The organism is Pseudomonas linyingensis, from assembly GCF_900109175.1.
In the GTDB taxonomy this organism is placed as follows: Bacteria; Pseudomonadota; Gammaproteobacteria; order Pseudomonadales; family Pseudomonadaceae; genus Geopseudomonas; species Geopseudomonas linyingensis.
Map to the genome: position 1 here is coordinate 166,061 of NZ_FNZE01000008.1, position 17,953 is coordinate 184,013.

Here is a 17,953-nt window from a genome sequence, read left to right on the forward strand (position 1 = left end):
ATGACTCGTCCCGACCAGTTGGTGGAAATGGTGCCGGCCACGCTCGATACCCGCAAACGCTGGGTGCGAGTGACCGGAGAACGCGCCGGCGGCTTCATCGAGTTCGACTTCGCCATCGGCGAGCCCGAGCTGATCGTCGAGATGATCCTCAGCCCCGAAGCCTTCGCCGAGTTCTGCGCGCAGAACCAGGTGGAATTGCTGCCGCCGCGGGAGCCGGACAGCGGGGCGGACGAGCCGAGCGACTGGGACTGGCGCCTCGCCGACGCCACCCAGACCCGCTTCAAGCAGTAGAACGAACCAACAGAACAACAAGAACCGGCGCTGCGTACCGCGCAGCGCCTGCAGGAGAGAATCCATGCAAATCGATCTTCGCACGGTCAGCATCCAGCCGCTGCGCAACACCTTCGACCACCTGGTCCGCCGCTTCGGCGACAAGCCGGCTTCGCGCTACCAGGAGGGCAGCTACGACATCCAGGCCGCCGAGAACCTGCACTACCGGCCGACCTGGGACCCGGAGCAGGAGCTGTACGACACCAGCATCACCAAGATCGTCATGCAGGACTGGTACGCCCTCAAGGACCCGCGCCAGTTCTACTACAGCACCTACACCCTGGCCCGCGCCCGCCAGCAGGACAGCATGGAGGCCAACTTCAGCTTCGTCGAAAGCCGCGGGCTGACCGACCTGCTGCCGGCCGACCTGCGCCAGATCGCCCTCGACCTGCTGGTGCCGCTGCGCCACGCCGCCTGGGGCGCCAACCAGAACAACACTTTCATCTGCGGCTACGGCTACGGCACCACCTTCACCCAGCCGTGCATCTACCACGCCATGGACAACCTGGGCATCGCCCAGTACCTGTCGCGCCTGGGCCTGCTGCTCGGCGGCACCGAAGCGCTGGACGCCGGCAAGGCCGCCTGGCTCGACGGCGAGGCCTGGCAGCCGCTGCGCCGCTACGTCGAGGACTGCCTGGCGCTGCGCGATCCGTTCGAGCTGTTCGTCGCCCAGAACGTCGCCCTCGACGGCCTGCTCTATCCGCTGGTCTACGAGCGCATCGTCGATGAGCACCTGGCCGGCCGCGGTGGCTCGTCGGTGGCCATGCTCACCCAGTTCATGACCGACTGGTTCGACGAAACCAGGAAGTGGGTGGACGCCGTGCTCAAGGTCGCCGCCGGCGAGTCCGAGCACAACCGTGCCCAGTTGCAGGAGTGGATCAACGCCTGGAAGTGCCGCGCGGCTTCCGCCGTGCTGCCGGTGGTCGAGCAGGTGTTCGGCGCCGAAGCCGACGACCTGGTCAGCGAACAAGTGGCCGCCTTCAAGGCGCGCATCGAAAAAACCGGCATCGCGCTCTGAGAGGCTCACCCATGTCCACCGTATTCATTGCCCTGCAAGCCAACGAAGAAACCCGCCCGATCATCGAAGCGATCGAGCTCGACAACCCCCAGGCGGTGGTCAACCGCGAACCGGCGATGGTCAAGATCAACGCTCCCGGCCGGCTGGTGATCCGCAAGGACACCATCGAAGAGCAGCTCGGCCGCAGCTATGACCTGCAGGAGCTGCAGATCAACCTGATCACGCTGTCCGGCAACGTCGACGAAGACGAAGACACCCTGACCCTGACCTGGAACGAGTGAGCGAGGACTCCGCCATGGACATGAAAACCGCCAACAAGAAGCTGAGCCTGAAAGACAAGTACAAGCTGTTCACCCGCGATCTCGGCTGGGAGCCCACCTACCGCACCAAGGAGGAAGTGTTCCCCTACGTGCAGTACGAAGGCATCAAGATTCACGACTGGGACAAGTGGGAAGACCCCTTCCGCCTGACCATGGACTCCTACTGGAAGTACCAGGCCGAGAAGGAGCGCAAGTTCTACGCCATCATCGACGCCCACGCGCAGAACAACGGCCACCTGCACATCACCGACGCCCGCTACCTGTCGGCGCTGAAGGTGTTCCTGCAGGCCATCAGCCCCGGCGAGTACGCCGCCCACAAGGGCTTCGCCCGCGTCGGCCGCGAGTTCCCCGGCGTCGGCACCCAGGTCGCCTGCCAGATGCAGGCCATCGACGAGATCCGCCACGCGCAGACGCAGATCCACGCGCTGTCCAACTACAACAAGTTCTACAACGGCTTCCACGGCTTCGCCGAGCACCGCGACCGCATCTGGTACACCTCGGTGGCCCGTTCGTTCTTCGACGACGCCATGGCTGCCGGCCCGTTCGAGTTCATGATCGCCATCGGCTTCAGCTTCGAGTACGTGCTGACCAACCTGCTGTTCGTGCCGTTCATGTCCGGCGCCGCCTACAACGGCGACATGGCCACCGTCACCTTCGGCTTCTCGGCGCAGTCCGACGAGGCGCGGCACATGACCCTCGGCCTCGAGTGCATCAAGTTCATGCTCGAGCAGGATCCGGACAACCTGCCGATTGTCCAGGCCTGGATCGACAAGTGGTTCTGGCGCGGCATCCGCGTGCTCAGCCTGGTCAGCACCATGATGGACTACATGCTGCCCAAGCGCGTGATGTCCTGGCGCGAGGCCTGGAACATCTACGGCATCGAGAACGGCAGCGCACTGTTCAAGGACCTGGCCCGCTACGGCATCCGTGCGCCCAAGGGCTGGGACCACGCGGAAGAGGCCATAGACCACATGTCCCACCAGCTCATGCTGGGTCTGTACCAGTGGAAGTTCGGCACCTCCTTCCACGTCTGGATCCCGTCCGACGAGGACATGGACTGGCTGTCGAAGAAGTACCCGACCACCTTCGACAAGTACTACCGCCCGCGCTGGGAGCACATCAAGAAGCACGAGGCCGCCACCGGCGCGCCGTTCAACAACTTCGGCCTGCCCAAGTTGTGCCAGTGCTGCCAGCTGCCGACCCTGTTCACCGAACCGGGCGACCCGACCCTGATCTGCCACCGCGAGTCGGTGTACCAGGGTGAGCGCTACCACTTCTGCTCCGACGGCTGCAAAGACATCTTCGACAACGAGCCGGAGAAGTACATCCAGGCCTGGCTGCCGATGCCGGGGCTGATGCAGGACCCGCTCAACGGCGACCTGGCCGGCTGGATGGACTGGGTGTTCCTCAAGAACGGCGAGGACAACGGCGACTACGCCACCTCCCAGGACAAGCACAACTTCGAACTGTGGCGCAGCATGGCCAGCTCCAACCAGTAACTGCTTTGCTCCCTCTCCCTCGAGGGAGAGGGCCGGGGAGAGAGTGATGCTCTTTCCCCTCTCCCAGAACAACAAGAAGGAATACGAACATGACCGTAGTCGCCCGCAAAGAGTACGTCGCCGTCCCCCGCGACCGCGTCGAGAATTTCAACGGCAAGCAACTGGTGTTCATCAGCTGGGACCACCACCTGCTGCTCTCTGCCCCCATCATGTTCTGCCTGCTGCCGCAGGCCACTTTCGGCGAGCTGATCGAAAGCCATCTGCTGCCGCTGCTGCAGGCCGACCCGGACACCGCCGCCCTCGACTGGAGCAAGGTCGAGTGGCTCAAGGAAGGCCAGCCCTGGGTGCCGGACTTCGAGGCCAGCCTCGCCGCCAACGGCATCGGCCACAAGGAACAACTGCGCATGCACACGCCGGGCCTGAACACCGTGTGTGCAGTGAACTGAGAGGAGGGCGCGCCATGAGCTACGAACTGACCATCGAGCCGCTGGGCCAGACCATCGAGATCGAGGAAGGCCAGACCATCCTCGACGCCGCGCTGCGCGCCGGCATCTACCTGCCGCACGCCTGCTGCCACGGCCTGTGCGCCACCTGCAAGGTGCAGGTCACCGACGGCGAGATCGACCACGGCGAAGCCTCCAGCTTCGCCCTGATGGACTTCGAGCGCGAGGAGCAGAAGTGCCTGGCCTGCTGCGCCACCGTGCAGAGCGATGTCACCATCGAGGCCGAGATCGAGGAAGACCCGGACGCCGAGAACCTGCCGGTACGCGACTTCCCGGGCACCGTCAGCCGCATCGAGAGCCTCACGCCGACCATCAAGGGCATCTGGCTCAAGCTCGACGCCCCGGAAGGCATGCACTTCCAGGCCGGACAGTACGTCAACCTGGAGCTGCCCAACGGCATCGGCAGCCGCGCCTTCTCCATCGCCAACGCGCCGCAAGAGGGCGGCGAGATCGAGCTGAACATCCGCATCGTCCCCGGCGGCAGCGGCACCACCTACGTGCACGAGCAGCTCAAGGTCGGCGACCGCCTGACCATCAGCGGCCCCTACGGGCGCTTCTTCGTGAAGAAGTCCGCCGAAGTGCCGGTGATCTTCATGGCTGGCGGCTCCGGCCTGTCCAGCCCGCGCTCGATGATCCTCGACCTGCTGGCCGAAGGCTTCAGCAAGCCGATTGCCCTGATCTACGGCCAGCGCAACCTCAGCGAGCTGTACTACCACGACGAGTTCCTCGCCCTGGCCGAACGGCACCCCAACTTCAAGTACGTGCCGGCGCTGTCTCACGAGGCGGAAGGCACCGACTGGCAGGGCTTCCGCGGCTTCGTCCACGAGGCGGCCAAGGAATACTTCGCCAACGACTTCCGCGGCCACAAGGCCTACCTGTGCGGCCCGCCGCTGATGATCGACTCCTGCATCACCACCCTGATGCAGGGCCGCCTGTTCGAGCGCGACATCTACACCGAGAAGTTCATCTCGGCAGCCGATGCGCAGCAGGTGCGTAGCCCGCTGTTCAAGGCGATCTGAGTCACCCCTTTTCGGCCGCCCACGGGCGGCCTCTTTTTTGGACCAGCCGTGGGAATCGCGTCCCGCTGTAGGGGCGAATTCATTCGCCTGACCGGGGTCACGCTGGCGAATGAATTCGCCCCTACAGCGGACTCGCGGTCGACCGTCGCTTCGGTTTTTCGGGCTACAGAGCAAGGAGATACAGAATGAGTGAAAACAAACTGGTCGGCGGCTGCGCCTGTGGCGCAGTGCGCTACGAAACTGCGGCCGAGCCGGTCATCGTCGCCCACTGCCATTGCCGCGACTGCCAGCGCGCCAGCGGCGCCGCCATGTCCACGGTGTTCGCCGTGCCCCGCGCCGCCTTCAGCCACAAGGGGCCGACCAGCACCTACGCCACCGCCGGCGACAGCGGCAACCCGGTGGTCCGCCACTTCTGTCCCGACTGCGGCTCGCCGCTGTTCTCGGACGTGACCGTGCTGCCCGACCTGCAGTTCGTCCGCGCCGCCAGCCTGGACGACCCGGCCGCGGTCAGCCCGACCATGCACATCTACTGCGACAGCGCCCAGCCGTGGGGCAGGCCGCTGGACGACCTGCCGCACTTTGCGAAGATGCCGGGCTGAGCAGCCCAGGCCGAGGTGCGCGTGAGCGCACCTCAGACATCCATGGTCGTGTTGGCGGCCAGCCAGACACATCCCACCTGACCAGCGGCAACTCGCCGCCTTGCCTCCTTTTCGGCAGAAGGATTCCGGCTCGCACCATTGATCCTTGCCAGGCTCACTGCGGTAAGTGAGAGCAAATAAGTTTCCGCGTATTTTCTGAAGCAGGCGGCTCCTGTGGAAGGCCGGCCACACAAGAGTTCTACGTGCGTGGCCGGCCGCTCAAAATATGCGAAGACTTTTTTCAGGTACTTAGTTGTATTGAACTCAGTCCCTGCAATTCCCAAGATTTAATCAGAACCTGTGAGTGTAATCAAGAACAAAGTTGTCTTGTGCGTGGCTGACGCGCATGGGAGCTGAAGTGTTTGGTAGGCTGGAGTTATCCATCGATTCTTTGAATGCATGGGAATAGGCAAAATCCACACTGTTCTCGTTCGAGAAATCATAGGTAAAGCCAGCCGAAGCATGCTTCCTTGGAATGGCGGGGATTACAGCAAACAACGTGTCGGAGCGGAGCGCTTGATCAGAGATGCGAGCTCCGGTGCGCAGCGTCCATTTACCCGTTTTGTAGGCCAGGCCAACTGCCAGAATATCCTGATCCTTGTAGTTTTGCGGAAGTAGGATATCTATATTTCCCCCACTGTCCGATGTGAATCCGACATTGATATCCTTCATTGCGTGTTTCCAGAATACGCGCGATACATCAACCGTAAAAAGCCACTGCGCGTTGAAATTGTGGCTGATGCCGAAGTCCAGCTTGGCGGGAGATTGGAAGTCACGCAGCTTGATCTTGCCATCCAGAGGTATCTGGCCTGCGATCCCGTCAATCGCGGTCAGCGTGGCCCGTCCATCCATATCACCCATCTGGCTTTCCAGGGTGTACGCTGCCCCCAGAATGGTGTTGTTGGACACTTTGTAGGTCATTCCGAAGCGCCCTCCAAAACCCCAGGCATCAACACCACTGTCAAGGGGTTGGTTTTTGCTCAAGCTGAAGTGCGCGCCACGAAGATCGGGTAAACCGCCAAGTACAGGTACAAGGCTACCGCTTACCCTGCCCGCGCCGATCAATGAGCCGACCTGGTCTGCGCCGAGGAGCAGTTCGAGGTTTAAGCCTTGCCACATGGCATCAAGGCTGGCGCCCACTGTCAGTTTATCGTTGACTTGGTAACTGACGGCGAAGGGGATGTTCAAGACCAGTAGTCGGCTCGAGTTCTCTAACGAAGTATCCAGGTTGCCGGAGGCGCGGGAAAGAAAGCTGTCGTTGCCATATTCTGTTCCCAGCCCGCCTTGGGCAAAGGCGCCGAGTCCCAGTGCAAGGGAGCCATTGTTGTAGGTATAAGCCAGCTGCGGTGCCAGATAAGGCCCGCGGTTCTTGGAGTGCGTGCTGGATGACGCCTTTTCGCCTGTTTCCAGGTTTTTTATGTCGATATCGGTAATCACTGCATCCATGCCCAAATGAAGCTCAGAGCCTTGGGGCATCAACGACAGTGTTGCGGGGTTGCTCATCATGCCCGCTGCGCCAACATTGAATGCCGTCGCGGTTCCGCCCATGCCGCGGGAAATTGCGCCGAAACCCTCCAGTCGGAAAACTTCGGTAGCCTGAGTCGCTTGTGAGCTGATGGCGAGAATTGCAGCTGAAAGCGTACAGATTTTTTTCATTGGCATATACCTTGCTTTATTGTTTTTTTAAGGTTGGCGTTGTTTGTGTTGCTGCTGGATGAGAGCCTTGTTTGCACTTTCGGGCTTTTAACGAGACTTCGAATTCACCGATAGGTTGTGGACGGTGTCGCGAGGCAGTGGGCAGGTACTGCGGTTGCGATCAGAAGAATCGATCGAAATGCACTTGGTCAAAAGGCACTCGATAGCCAACCATGAGCATTTCTTGCAGCGCTTTTGTCATGGGCGGCGGCCCGGCCAGATAAAACTCAAAGTCACTCATGCGGTCGTGAAGTTCTCGGCGTACCAGGTCGTGAACATAACCCGTTTCTCCGGACCAGATTTCGCCTGGATCCTGCTCGGGGAGAGATACCACCGGGTGGAAGTGGATGTTCTTGCCGAACTCGGTAAGTTGGCGCAACAAGGACTCGCCACAAATATCTCGTGGTGTACGACCGCCGTAGAAAAAGTGCAGGTTCCGCGTTTTCAGCAGGCCCGCTGCCGAGGCCCCACGTGCAATGGAGATCATCGGGGCAAGCCCTGAGCCTCCCGCAATGCAGGCGATGTCGCGCGAATTTTCCTCTCTTAGCCATGCCAGGCCATAGGGTCCATCGATTTCGATTTTGTCACCTATGGTCAGTTCGTGGAAAAGGCGCTCTGTTGCTTTTCCCGAAGGCACGCGGCGGATCTGGAAGTGCCACTCTCCCTGCGTGTTGGCCAGGTTGGACATGGAGTAGGCGCGTGGTGCTGCAACGCCGGGGATTGCTAGCGTGGCATATTGTCCAGGCAGAAAATCAGCATTGACTTCTGTGGCAAAGCGAAATTCACGAATGTCGTGAGTTAAGTCGACTGCGCCGATAAAGGTAGCGCTCCGGCGTTGCGGTGCAACAGGTGGAACATATTCTTGCGCGGGGCGCATCTTGATGCGCAAGTCTGACGTTGCCCGGCACTGGCATGCCAGCACGTAGTTTTTGCGCCGATCACGCTCAGTTAGGCCTGGTGCATCTGGCCACAAATTGTCGACTTCCCCCTCGAGCAGATCGAATTTGCAACTGCCGCAACCACCAGAGTTGCATTCGTAGGGAAAGCCCACGCCGGCCCGCAGAGCCGCACGCAACACGGTGTCGTGGCCCTCTTGCTGGAATTCGCAGGTGTTGCCATCGAGTGAAATTCGGTGAATAGCCATGATTTTTCCCACTTGTAGACTCTCCCTTCTCAACAAGCTGGCAAGCAATGTCGAGAAGGGAGAAAACGGCCAGTAACGGTCAATCCGACGGATCAGAGCTGTAGTGAACGCCGGAAGTCGCGTGTCGCGCTCTTGGCGTCGGCAGCTGCGTTGGGCGCATCGGACAGTGCCGAGCAATAGGCGTCGATCGCCTTGTCAGCCAGGGGCTCCCACTTGGCGATCCAGCCTTTGATGACTTCGGCGTTAGCCTGGTTATCCAGCGTCATCTTGACCAGTGCAGAAGCCCAGCGGCGGTGGCGGGTTGCATCGAGCAACTCGGCATCCGTCAACATGCCCAGCAAGGTGTCATTGTTATGCCGTGCCACCTCGCCCAGCTTGCGCAGGACGGTTTCCTCTATGGCCGGCTTGGCAACCAGGTTCAGGGCTACGAAGGCTTCACCCCAATCCCAGGTAGTCAGAACCTTCTCCATGAGCTCACGGAACCCCTGCCAGGCTTGATCGTTCTCCCAGTAATTCCGTTCGTCCTTGCCGAAGCCCTTGTCAGGGAATGTCAGCGACAGTTCTTTTGTCCGGTATGCCGTATGGCTCAGCCAGCGCAGCGAGTCGGCAGCCTGGAAGGCCACGCAGTTGGTGATGGTGCTGGCCGGTGACATTTGCTGCAGGTAGACCGAGGTCATCTGCACCGTGTGAAAGAGATAGCGCGCCGGTGTGTAGACCCGCGCGAGGGTGCCTGCCCAGTGAGCTTCCAGTGCTTTGTCATGCTCGCGTTCGTTGAACTGGTCAAGAAGGCCGAATACATAGGTTTCCTGGCCGTCCTGCAGCATGTTGTAGGTGCGATATACCAGCTCGTCAGGATCGCGAAAGGCATTCCAGTCGCCATGCTGCAGCGGGCTGGCGTTGCGGTACTGTTTGTACCAGCGATTCATGAACAGGTCGGGGTCGGCCTCGTAGGGCGCATTTTGATCGCGGGTGTTGTACAGCAGGTTGGCAGTTACTACCTCATATTCACTCGGCTTGCGACGACGCGCCGCCAAGTGACTCCAAGTTTTCAATGGCTTAAGTACTTCGACTTCGCTCATGGTTGGCATCCTCAGCAGTTCGGGTCAAAAGTGTTTGCTGTAATAGAAGCGGACGTGATCAACATGGGTGTCGATACGGCCGGCAAACGAAGATAGCTCCACTTCCAGCTCGTTCATGCTGAACGGGCGGCCAAGCATTTCCTCAATGGTTTTGCGATGGATGATCATCTCGTCATCGGCCTGGATGCGGAGGTAGGCAACTTTATCCTCGACGAGGATTTCCTTTCCCGGGTTGTCGATTTCAGCTGCCTCTGCAACTGCTACCGCCAGTTCGCCCTGGCGCATTACCGGTCCAACTTTGTTGTTCAGATGTGCCGAAGAAATTCCACTCACTTTGTTTTCCCCTCGTTGTGGTGGCGTCGCAGGTGTAGAAGCTGCCGCGACACCACCAGTCGGGTGCTGTGCGCCTTCAAGCCAATTCATGGCGCTGGCAGGCATGCACATTGGTCATTTGATCTGCAAGGCAGTCTTGGTGAGCCGGGAGATCAGTGTGCAAAGACAGGAGCAACGCCGTCGGTATCGACGAGCACGCTTTCACCATCGATCTTTACCGGGTACTCGGCCAAGCGGCAGTTGGCAGGATTGATGCTTTCGCCGGTGCAGCCATCGAATACCCACTGGTGCGCCCGGCAAATCACAACCTTGCCGTCGAAAGTGCCTTCTACCAGCGGGATGTCCTGGTGCGGGCATATGCCCTGGAAGGCGCGTATCTCGCTGCCCTCTGGACTCACCAGCAGGACTTCATGGCCATTGACCTCGAAAGACGCCATTTCGCCTTCCCAGAGATCATCCAGATTGCAAACTTTTAAAAATGCCATTGATCTTCACCAAAAATTGCAAATGAAACCCACGTTCTGGATTAGGGCGCTTCCCATACCACTTCGATACATTCCATGGGATTAAGATCTGTATCGTTGAGTTTCATCGTGCGTGGAAACGGCTTTTCCGAGCCTTGACGGCGGACTCGCATGATCTGTCCTGGACGGGCGGCGACACGCCTGCCCACCGAATGATGAGCAGCTGCAGCAGCAACTTCGTCCATGGTGTTTTCGCTATCCACGGCCAAGAGTTGCAAAACAAAATCCTCTTGGAAGTTGGAGATCAAGGGAAATAGTGCCATATCGATTGCCTCTCGAAATATCAGGTTTGCCGTGGCTCGCGGGGTGCGCAGAGTACGGCGTCCCTATGGGTCTGCAGTGTCGGAATTCAGGCCGTATTCTTCTTGTGGGCGGCCCGGAATTTTTCGACCCAGGCGTAGCCATGGGCATCGTCACCGATTTCCCCCGGTGCCAATTCCATGTATTTCAAGGCACCCTCTAGATTCATTGGCTGGATCATCCCGGCCAGGAAGCGATCAACGAGGGAAAGATGTCCGGCATAGCGTTCCGGCTCTTCCTCGAAGCACCACTTGCAGCCCTCTGAGCAGAAGTGATAGGTGCGGTCCTTATAGACCAGAGGAAAATCACGCACTTTCCAGGCTGGGCCAGGCGTCTGGTTGATCGGCAGCTGGCACATGTTGCAGACGACCGGCAGGGTTTCCGGATAGGTCAGTTCGCGCTTGCCAGCCAGCAGGTTTTCCGTGATGACATCCCAGTTTTTACCCCAGGTTGCATTCCAGCCCGGATATTTTTCCTCCAGCCAGTCACGCTCTTCCGGTGATACACCTGCTGCCGGATTCCACCATACCGTCGGCCGCCAGTACCAAACACCCAGGTGCATGCCATGGTGCTGAGAGTCGATCTCTTCCAGGAGCTGATTCCAGTACCAAGGGGTATCCAGGCCCAAATCGAGCAGCGAGCGTTCGAACTGGGTAACAATCCACTCCTGCATGAACTCCTTGAAGGACTGCTTGCGGTGCTCGAGCGGCGTGTAATAGTCCATCACCGGGCCGGTCAGTACCGAAAACAGCTTCCAGGCACGCCAGATGCCGATGTCCACCAGTTTTTGCGCTTCGGCTTTCTTGCCATTGGCAACCAGCACGGACACCAGAGGGGCGCCGATCTGGGCATGCCGCGATTCGTCAGTCTGAATGCTGGAAATCAGGTTCGAGAACGTCCAGTCGCCGGCTTCTGCGGCATCCGCCGCCAGACCCAGGAACTGCATGTTGGTGAAGCCGGTTTCGAAGGCGAAGGTGAGCATCAACGCGACACCCACCGCGCTGCGGGTGGTCATCATGTCGTCGAACATGTGGCGCGCGGCGATGATTGCCCATTCGTTGGTGCCATAAGACTTGTGGGCCCAGTCGAACTGACGATCCTTGGGGCAATGCTCGTGGGGGAAGAACAGCTGAATCTGGCCATGACGAATCTCGTCCATCATGCCGAGTGTCGCCATATTGCGCATGCCTGGCGCTTTACCGAAGCGTGCCATCCGCGCCTCGGCCGTAGAGGCTGAGTATTCGGCACGGGGAATGGCCCCGTAGTGTAACTTCATGACACTGAGCCAGCCCGGATCGGCCGTTTCGAACATCTTGCTGCGCTCCAGCGCAGCTTTTACCGAGTAAGCGCCGGCATCCTTTTCCCGCTGTACCTTGACGTACTCGTTATAGGTTTGCTTGTAGGGCTCGTCATAGTTTTCCCATTTCTCCATGCGGAGATCGAAGCTGCCACTCAGCTCCGGCGGGAACAACTCGTCTTCCGTGACATGCTTCGGCGTCCAGTTGGTCGTTCTGGCGATGTCGTACCAATCCATCCGGCTCAATACAGCCATGTCCGTCTCCTTTCTTATATTTATCAGTAAGGGCGGCGCTGCCCACCTAGGGAAGCCCATCAAGAGGGCCTGCGCGATTGAAGTATGCTGCGCGCAACCTTGTTCGGAACCTGTCAAAAAGGTGCACGGCGTTATACCAAGGTGTAACTGAATCGCCCGGCTTGACTGCCTTCCAGGCCGCTTCCCGAGGCCTATTAAGCAGGCGTGACGAGCCCGCGCGTCATGCCGAAGGGCTCAAGCACGGGACTATTGCGCAGGTTGCCGGTTGTTGGAGTGGTTGTTCGCCTGGGAATGTGCATGCACAGTTCGTAGCCGTGGATCTGGACGGCAAGCCGGATAAGAAACCGATCAAACGAACCTGCTATTGCAGCGGACGAAACCCGCTACGCTGCCGTCGACTGGCATCCTGTCGGACTTTGCGGTAAAGCTTGCACCACGTAGATTCTGCAGTGTTCGCCTCTTGCGGCGGAAATGCGCGTAGCAATGCTTGAATTTCTCACGCCCAACAGGCTTCTGGTGGCTGGAAGTCCTGCTGTTCACACGAAAGGTGAAACATGCCGACCATCAACCGCCAGCTATTCACGGACTCACCGATACTCCACGTCAGCGATGTGACGCTCTCCGCTACCGACGATCTCCAGGCCCACCGCGAGAAGCTCGCGCGCATCGTGTTGGATGAGATGTATCAGTTCGTAGGCCTGTTTGACGCGAACGGTATGACCCTCGAGATCAACCAGTCCGCGCTCGATGGGGCGGGTATCCAGCTGGATGACATTCAGGGAAAACCGTTCTGGGAGGCGCGCTGGTGGGCTGTCTCGAAGGAGACTCAGGACTTCCAGCGCGACTGCGTGCTCCGGGCAGGCCGGGGAGAGTTCGTGCAAAGCGAAGTCGAAATCTACGGTCAAGCCGCTGGCGAGGAAACGATCATCATCGACTTCTCGCTGCTGCCGATAAAAGACCAGAACGGCAGGATCATGTTTCTGCTCGCCGAAGGCCGCAACATCACCGAGAAGAAGCACGCCGAAGCCGAGATCGCGCGGAAGAACGAAGAGCTGCAAAGGTTGCTCGACAAGATCCGGCACATGGACGAACTGAAGAGCGACTTCTTCGCCAACATCAGCCATGAACTGCGCACGCCGCTGACTCTGATCCTCGGCCCGGTCGAGTCCATTCTCGCCAGCGGAGCGAATCTCGACGAGCTGCAGCGGCGCGACCTGGGGGTCATCCAGCGTAATGCCGCGACGCTGCTCAAGCATGTCAACGACCTGCTTGACCTCGCGAAGCTCGAGGCAGGCCAGATGACGGTCAATTACGCGCGCGTCGACCTGGCGCACGCCGTGCGTACGGTCGCCGCGCACTTCGACGCGCTGGCGCCGCAGCGCTCGCTTTCCTACGTGATCACCGCGCCCGACACGCTGGAAGCAGAAGTCGACCCGGAGAAATTCGACGGCATTCTGCTCAATCTGCTCTCCAACGCCTTCAAGTTCACGCCAGCCGGAGGCCGGATCAGGTGCGCCCTCGAGCTCAGCGGGAAGGATCGTCTGCTGCTCAGCGTCCAGGACAGCGGCTGCGGGGTCGCCCCCGAGATGCGCTCGACGATCTTTGACCGCTTCCGCCGGGCACAGGGGGGGAACACGCGCGAATTCGGCGGCACCGGCCTGGGCCTGGCGCTAGTCAAGGATTTCGTCGACCTGCACGGTGGCACCATAGTCACCCTGGATGCGCCGGGTGGCGGTGCGCTATTCCAGGTCGAGATGCCGCTGCGCGCCCCGCAGGGTGCTTACGTCCGCCATGCCGAAGCGCTCCTCGCCCCCCGGGAGAGCGGTGGCGTCGTCAACTTCGCCATCGAGGAGCTGCAGCGGACCACACTCGATACCCCTGCACCGCCATGCTCAGCGGACCGCCCGCAGGTTCTGGTGGTCGAAGATAATGGCGAAATGCAGCGTTTCATCGCCGAGGTGCTCGGCGACGAGTACCGTGTCGTGGCGGCCGCCAATGGTGCGGAGGCGCTGGAGCGAGCGCTTGCCGAACCACCGGATCTGGTGGTTTCCGACCTGATGATGCCGAAGCTTGGCGGTGACCGGCTGGTAGACGAGATGCGCGCGAGCCCAACCTTGCTTCACGTGCCGGTGCTCGTGCTGTCCGCCAAGGCAGACGAGGCGCTACGGCTGAAGCTGCTTTCCGAGTCGGTGCAGGACTACGTCACCAAACCGTTTTCCCCGCATGAACTGCGCGCCCGGGTTCGCAACCTGGTCATGATGAAGCGCGCGCGGGATGCGCTGCAGAAGGAGCTTTCGAGCCAGAACGAGGATCTGGCGCAGCTCACTCAGCAGCTCATTGCCAACAAACAGGCGCTGCAGCAGAGCCTAGCCGCTCAGCGCAAGTCCGAGCAGCTGTGGCGGGCCGTCTATGAGCACTCGGCCGCCGGTATTGCGTTGACCGAACCGGATGGACGGATACTGGCCGCGAACCCCGCCTTCCAAAAGATGCTCGGGTATACGGCAGAGGATCTGCAGAATCGCTTCCTGGCACAGATCACGCCCGAGGATGACCGTGAGATCACCCGCTCGCGCATTGACCAGCTGCTGACCGGCAAGGTCGATGAGTACTACGTGCAGCGCCGCTACGAGCACCGGGACGGCAGCATCATTTGGGCGAATGTGGGGGTATCGCTGATTCCCGGCAGCGAGGGTGGCGCCCCGATGCTCCTGCAAGTCGTCGAAGACATCACTGAGCGCAAACGGGCAGAGCAGGCGTTGGCAGATGCGCAGAACGAGCTGGCGTGCGTAACGCGGGTGACGGCCATGGGGGAGCTCGCCGCCTCCATTGCTCACGAAGTCAACCAGCCGCTTGCCGCTGTCGTCGCCAACGGGCATGCCGCTCAACGCTGGCTCAAGGTAGAGACTCCCAATGAACAGGAGGTGCATGATGCCATTCAGCGGATCATCCGCGATGCCAACCGGGCAAGTGAGGTGATCGCGAGGATTCGAGGGTTTCTCAAGAGGAAGGGGCCGGACAGGACCCAGGTTCACCTCGAGGAGGTCATCGGCGACGTTATCAGCCTGGTGCAAGACAAAGCCCGGACCCATGGCGTGTCGTTAAGCGTCAGATCGGCTGCAGGCCTCCCGCCGGTAATGGCGGATCGCGTGCAGTTGCAGCAGGTGGTGCTGAACCTCGTGATGAATGCCATTGATGCCATGAGTTCGGTCTCGGGGCGGGAGCCGGTATTGGAGATAGAAGCGGACCAGATTGGCCCGGACACCGTGCGGGTCACGGTACGAGATTCGGGGGGCGGGCTCGAACCGCAGGATAGGCTGCGGATTTTCGACGCCTTCTATACGACGAAGCCGGAAGGCTTGGGGATGGGGCTCGCGATCAGCAGCTCAATCGTTGAGGCACATGGTGGACGGCTGTGGGCGACGCCTAACGACGGCCCCGGCGAGACCTTTCAGTTCACTCTGCCGATCGGAGCACTATGCGGATCATGAAGCCAATAGATCCCACCGTTTTTGTTGTCGATGACGATTTGTCCGTACGCGAGGCTCTGAGCAGCCTGATCCGTTCGGTCGGCCTGCGTGTCGAAACCTTCGCTTCCGCGCAGGACTTCCTGCAATACCAGCGCCCTGACGCGGCGGCGTGCCTCGTGCTCGACGTGCGAATGCCCGGCCTGAGCGGACTCGATCTGCAGCGTGAGCTGGCCCATTCGCAGGAGCGGATTCCCATCATTTTCATCACGGGCCACGGTGACATCCCGATGAGCGTTCGCGCCATGAAGGCGGGGGCAATTGAATTCTTGCCGAAGCCTTTTCGTGATGAGGACTTGCTGGATGCCATTCGCGAGGGGCTCGAACGGAGCCAGGTAGCCCGGCAACAACGCGTCGAACTGGCTGAGATCCAGGAGAGGTACGCCACGCTCACATCCCGCGAGCGGGAGGTGATAATCCTGATCGTCAAAGGCATGCTCAACAAGCAGGTTGCTGCCGAGCTTGGCATCACGGAGATCACGATCAAGGTTCATCGCCGGCGCATACTGCAGAAAATGAACGCAAAGTCGCTGCCAGATCTGGTGCGTATGGTCGAAAAGCTCCGCCAGAGCGATCTCGCGGACAAAAACGCTCATACCTAGGCATTCCTGCCTGCAGGATCATCCACGCAACCCACCGACAATCGACTCGAACATGTGATCGGCCGCCGAGCGGCCATCGTGCAGCGGGTTGCAGAAGAGCGCCCAGGCATTGGCATGGTTGGTGTCCACTGCTTCGTCGATGTGCGGCTCGCCGGCGACATGCCACTTGCGGCCGAGCTGTGCCACCAGATCCGACGCATTCGACCGCCCCGGCTCGGCGCGCACGTTGATCCAGCAGTGGCAGTGCGGCGCCGGCCGGTGGTAGGGAATCCGCGAGCCCAGCCGCACCAGCAGCCCCGAACCCACCGGATCCAGGGTCACCAGCATCTCCACCCGATAGCCCCACTCGCTGAGCCGCTGCGACAGATGCGCGCCGCTCCAGGCGCCGAGGCTGTGGCCGACGATATAGATCGGCGTGGTCTTGTCGTGGATCTCGGCGGTTATCAGCCGACCGATGTCGATCGCGCTCCACATCTCGTGATAGCCCAGATAGAGCGACTGGTAGCCGTCCGCCACTCCGGCCTCGTCGATGCGCTGGTCGAAGGCGGCCAGCGCGTAGGCCATGTTGCGGTAGGGCCCGGCGAGGTAGTAGGACTTCTTATCGCCAGCGCCGCCGATGAACAGAGCGAGCGTCCGGTGTTCGGAGCCTGACGTAGCTCCGGAGCCTTGATCCTTGGCCGCAGAGGTCAGCCTCGGGTCGGGACGCGACTCTCGGGTTTCGCTGGGATGAAGGCGAGTGGTCCCCATCGTGGATTTCCCCGGATGTTTCAGGTGCCGTGACAGCAGCGCTTCAGCACAGCGCCGGATAGGTTCATGGTAGTCCCATCGCGCAAGGCTCAGTATCAGATGCTTGCCCCCGGGCAGCGTTATGGGAGGGGGCCAGCGCCGCGCAGCCGGCTATTCGTCTGGAGGACAAATCCGTCCCCCTGTCCATTTCGCAGCAGATCAAGTCACCGCAGGGCGAGCGGCCCAACCATACTTGCTGAAGTCCTCCAAGCCTGCACCGGAGCACTCGATGCCCGTTATCGACTCGATTGTCGCGCAAGCGCTACGCCTGGACATGGCCCTCCATGAGGCGAACGCCCGCATGGAGGCGCGCACCGACGACCAGGGGCTGCACGATCTGCGGGTCAAGGCCCGGCGCCTGAAAAGCCTGCTCAGGCCTATTCGCAAGCTGGACGACGTTAAGTCGCTCGATCAGGCCGCGTCGAAGTTCCTGAAGCTGACCAGTCCGCTGCGCGATCTCGAGGTTCTGGCCAATGAACTGGCGCGCAAGGGAGCGACCAAGCAGGCCCGCTCCCGACAGGCTGCCGTCGGCTCCGCTTATGCCGAGATCGTGCAGAGCCCGGAGCTTGAGCAGCTCTTTGCCGAGCTGGACGATTTCCCCTCGAACCTTCGCGCGGCCGATCGCAACGGAGAGCTGCGCCGGCTCAAGAAGCGGATCAGCCGGAAACTAAAGAAACAGCTGCGCCGCCTGCAGGCGGCACTGGACGCCCCGGACCATGACCGGCACAAGCTGCGCATCCTGATCAAGCGCCTGAGATACGCCCACAGAGCCTACCCCCAGCTGTTGCCCATCTCGAAAAAGACCGCCACCGCCCTCATGCATGCCCAGGCCGAGCTGGGCGACTGGCACGATCAGCACCTCTGGTCGCAGAACTCCAGCCAGGAGACGGACCTGCAACCCTTGCAGGCCGACTGGCTAACAGCCGCTGCCGCCGCACTCGAGGAGGCCGAAACAACCATCGCCGAACTCAGAACCCGGTTGCGGCGGGATAGCGAATGACGCGGCGCGAGGCCTACGGCAGCGCTGGAAGCCGCCGGAGCGTCGGCTAGAGTCGAACTACCACATGGGAACAGAGCGGAGACGACT

Annotated in this window: 18 protein-coding genes; 10 read left to right on the top strand and 8 right to left on the bottom strand. The window is 60.7% G+C overall.

What is annotated here, in order from left to right:
* The 7 genes from BMZ19_RS11765 to BMZ19_RS11795 all read left to right on the top strand — a co-directional run bounded on the left by BMZ19_RS11765 (position 1) and on the right by BMZ19_RS11795 (position 5,288).
* Positions 1–291 carry a phenol hydroxylase subunit gene (locus tag BMZ19_RS11765; RefSeq protein ID WP_170847748.1) on the top strand — a complete coding sequence of 97 codons (291 nt, stop codon included), beginning with the start codon at positions 1–3 and terminating at the stop codon, positions 289–291.
* Positions 292–355: 64 nt separating this feature from the next.
* Positions 356–1,348: an aromatic/alkene monooxygenase hydroxylase subunit beta gene (locus BMZ19_RS11770; protein WP_090311119.1), complete on the top strand. Its 993-nt coding sequence runs from the start codon at positions 356–358 to the stop codon at positions 1,346–1,348.
* A gap of 11 nt (positions 1,349–1,359) precedes the next feature.
* Positions 1,360–1,629 (top strand): MmoB/DmpM family protein, encoded by a 270-nt coding sequence (locus BMZ19_RS11775; protein WP_090311120.1) that lies wholly within the window; start codon positions 1,360–1,362, stop codon positions 1,627–1,629.
* Positions 1,630–1,643: 14 nt separating this feature from the next.
* Positions 1,644–3,167 carry a YHS domain-containing protein gene (locus BMZ19_RS11780; protein ID WP_090311122.1) on the top strand — a complete coding sequence of 508 codons (1,524 nt, stop codon included), beginning with the start codon at positions 1,644–1,646 and terminating at the stop codon, positions 3,165–3,167.
* An 89-nt stretch (positions 3,168–3,256) separates the two neighbouring features.
* Positions 3,257–3,613: a phenol hydroxylase subunit P4 gene (locus BMZ19_RS11785; RefSeq protein ID WP_090311124.1), complete on the top strand. Its 357-nt coding sequence runs from the start codon at positions 3,257–3,259 to the stop codon at positions 3,611–3,613.
* Positions 3,614–3,627: 14 nt separating this feature from the next.
* Positions 3,628–4,689 (top strand): NADH:ubiquinone reductase (Na(+)-transporting) subunit F, encoded by a 1,062-nt coding sequence (locus BMZ19_RS11790; RefSeq protein ID WP_090311125.1) that lies wholly within the window; start codon positions 3,628–3,630, stop codon positions 4,687–4,689.
* 185 nt (positions 4,690–4,874) lie between these two features.
* The gene (locus BMZ19_RS11795; protein WP_090311127.1) at positions 4,875–5,288 is read left to right on the top strand and encodes a GFA family protein; all 414 of its coding nucleotides are present in this window, start codon (positions 4,875–4,877) and stop codon (positions 5,286–5,288) included.
* A gap of 330 nt (positions 5,289–5,618) precedes the next feature.
* Here BMZ19_RS11795 and BMZ19_RS11800 read toward each other — a convergent pair whose 3' ends face one another.
* The 7 genes from BMZ19_RS11800 to BMZ19_RS11830 form a co-directional block, all read right to left on the bottom strand.
* On the bottom strand, positions 5,619–6,983 hold the full coding sequence (locus tag BMZ19_RS11800; protein WP_090311129.1) for an OmpP1/FadL family transporter: 1,365 nt from the start codon (positions 6,981–6,983) through the stop codon (positions 5,619–5,621).
* A 160-nt stretch (positions 6,984–7,143) separates the two neighbouring features.
* A complete protein-coding gene (locus tag BMZ19_RS11805; RefSeq protein ID WP_244517182.1) occupies positions 7,144–8,178 on the bottom strand; it encodes a 2Fe-2S iron-sulfur cluster-binding protein in 1,035 nt (344 codons plus the stop codon).
* An 80-nt stretch (positions 8,179–8,258) separates the two neighbouring features.
* Positions 8,259–9,245: an aromatic/alkene monooxygenase hydroxylase subunit beta gene (locus BMZ19_RS11810; RefSeq protein WP_090311133.1), complete on the bottom strand. Its 987-nt coding sequence runs from the start codon at positions 9,243–9,245 to the stop codon at positions 8,259–8,261.
* A gap of 24 nt (positions 9,246–9,269) precedes the next feature.
* Positions 9,270–9,683 carry an MmoB/DmpM family protein gene (locus BMZ19_RS11815; protein ID WP_212633223.1) on the bottom strand — a complete coding sequence of 138 codons (414 nt, stop codon included), beginning with the start codon at positions 9,681–9,683 and terminating at the stop codon, positions 9,270–9,272.
* Between the two features lie 47 nt (positions 9,684–9,730).
* On the bottom strand, positions 9,731–10,063 hold the full coding sequence (locus BMZ19_RS11820) for a monooxygenase system ferredoxin subunit (protein WP_090311135.1): 333 nt from the start codon (positions 10,061–10,063) through the stop codon (positions 9,731–9,733).
* Positions 10,064–10,104: 41 nt separating this feature from the next.
* Positions 10,105–10,365 carry a toluene-4-monooxygenase system B family protein gene (locus tag BMZ19_RS11825; RefSeq protein WP_090311137.1) on the bottom strand — a complete coding sequence of 87 codons (261 nt, stop codon included), beginning with the start codon at positions 10,363–10,365 and terminating at the stop codon, positions 10,105–10,107.
* 86 nt (positions 10,366–10,451) lie between these two features.
* A complete protein-coding gene (locus BMZ19_RS11830; RefSeq protein WP_090311139.1) occupies positions 10,452–11,954 on the bottom strand; it encodes an aromatic/alkene/methane monooxygenase hydroxylase/oxygenase subunit alpha in 1,503 nt (500 codons plus the stop codon).
* 554 nt (positions 11,955–12,508) lie between these two features.
* Between BMZ19_RS11830 and BMZ19_RS11835 the strand changes: the two genes are divergently transcribed.
* Both BMZ19_RS11835 and BMZ19_RS11840 read left to right on the top strand, forming a co-directional pair.
* The gene (locus BMZ19_RS11835; RefSeq protein ID WP_090311140.1) at positions 12,509–15,442 is read left to right on the top strand and encodes an ATP-binding protein; all 2,934 of its coding nucleotides are present in this window, start codon (positions 12,509–12,511) and stop codon (positions 15,440–15,442) included.
* Positions 15,430–16,080 (top strand): response regulator transcription factor, encoded by a 651-nt coding sequence (locus tag BMZ19_RS11840; protein WP_212633224.1) that lies wholly within the window; start codon positions 15,430–15,432, stop codon positions 16,078–16,080. Before BMZ19_RS11835 ends, BMZ19_RS11840 begins: the two co-directional genes overlap by 13 nt.
* 18 nt (positions 16,081–16,098) lie before the next feature.
* Here the strand turns inward: BMZ19_RS11840 and BMZ19_RS11845 are convergent, their stop codons facing one another.
* On the bottom strand, positions 16,099–16,827 hold the full coding sequence (locus BMZ19_RS11845) for an alpha/beta fold hydrolase (protein WP_139214663.1): 729 nt from the start codon (positions 16,825–16,827) through the stop codon (positions 16,099–16,101).
* A gap of 268 nt (positions 16,828–17,095) precedes the next feature.
* On the opposite strand from BMZ19_RS11845, the gene BMZ19_RS11850 reads away from it, so the two are divergent.
* The gene (locus BMZ19_RS11850; RefSeq protein ID WP_170847749.1) at positions 17,096–17,866 is read left to right on the top strand and encodes a CHAD domain-containing protein; all 771 of its coding nucleotides are present in this window, start codon (positions 17,096–17,098) and stop codon (positions 17,864–17,866) included.
* Positions 17,867–17,953 lie beyond the last annotated feature (87 nt).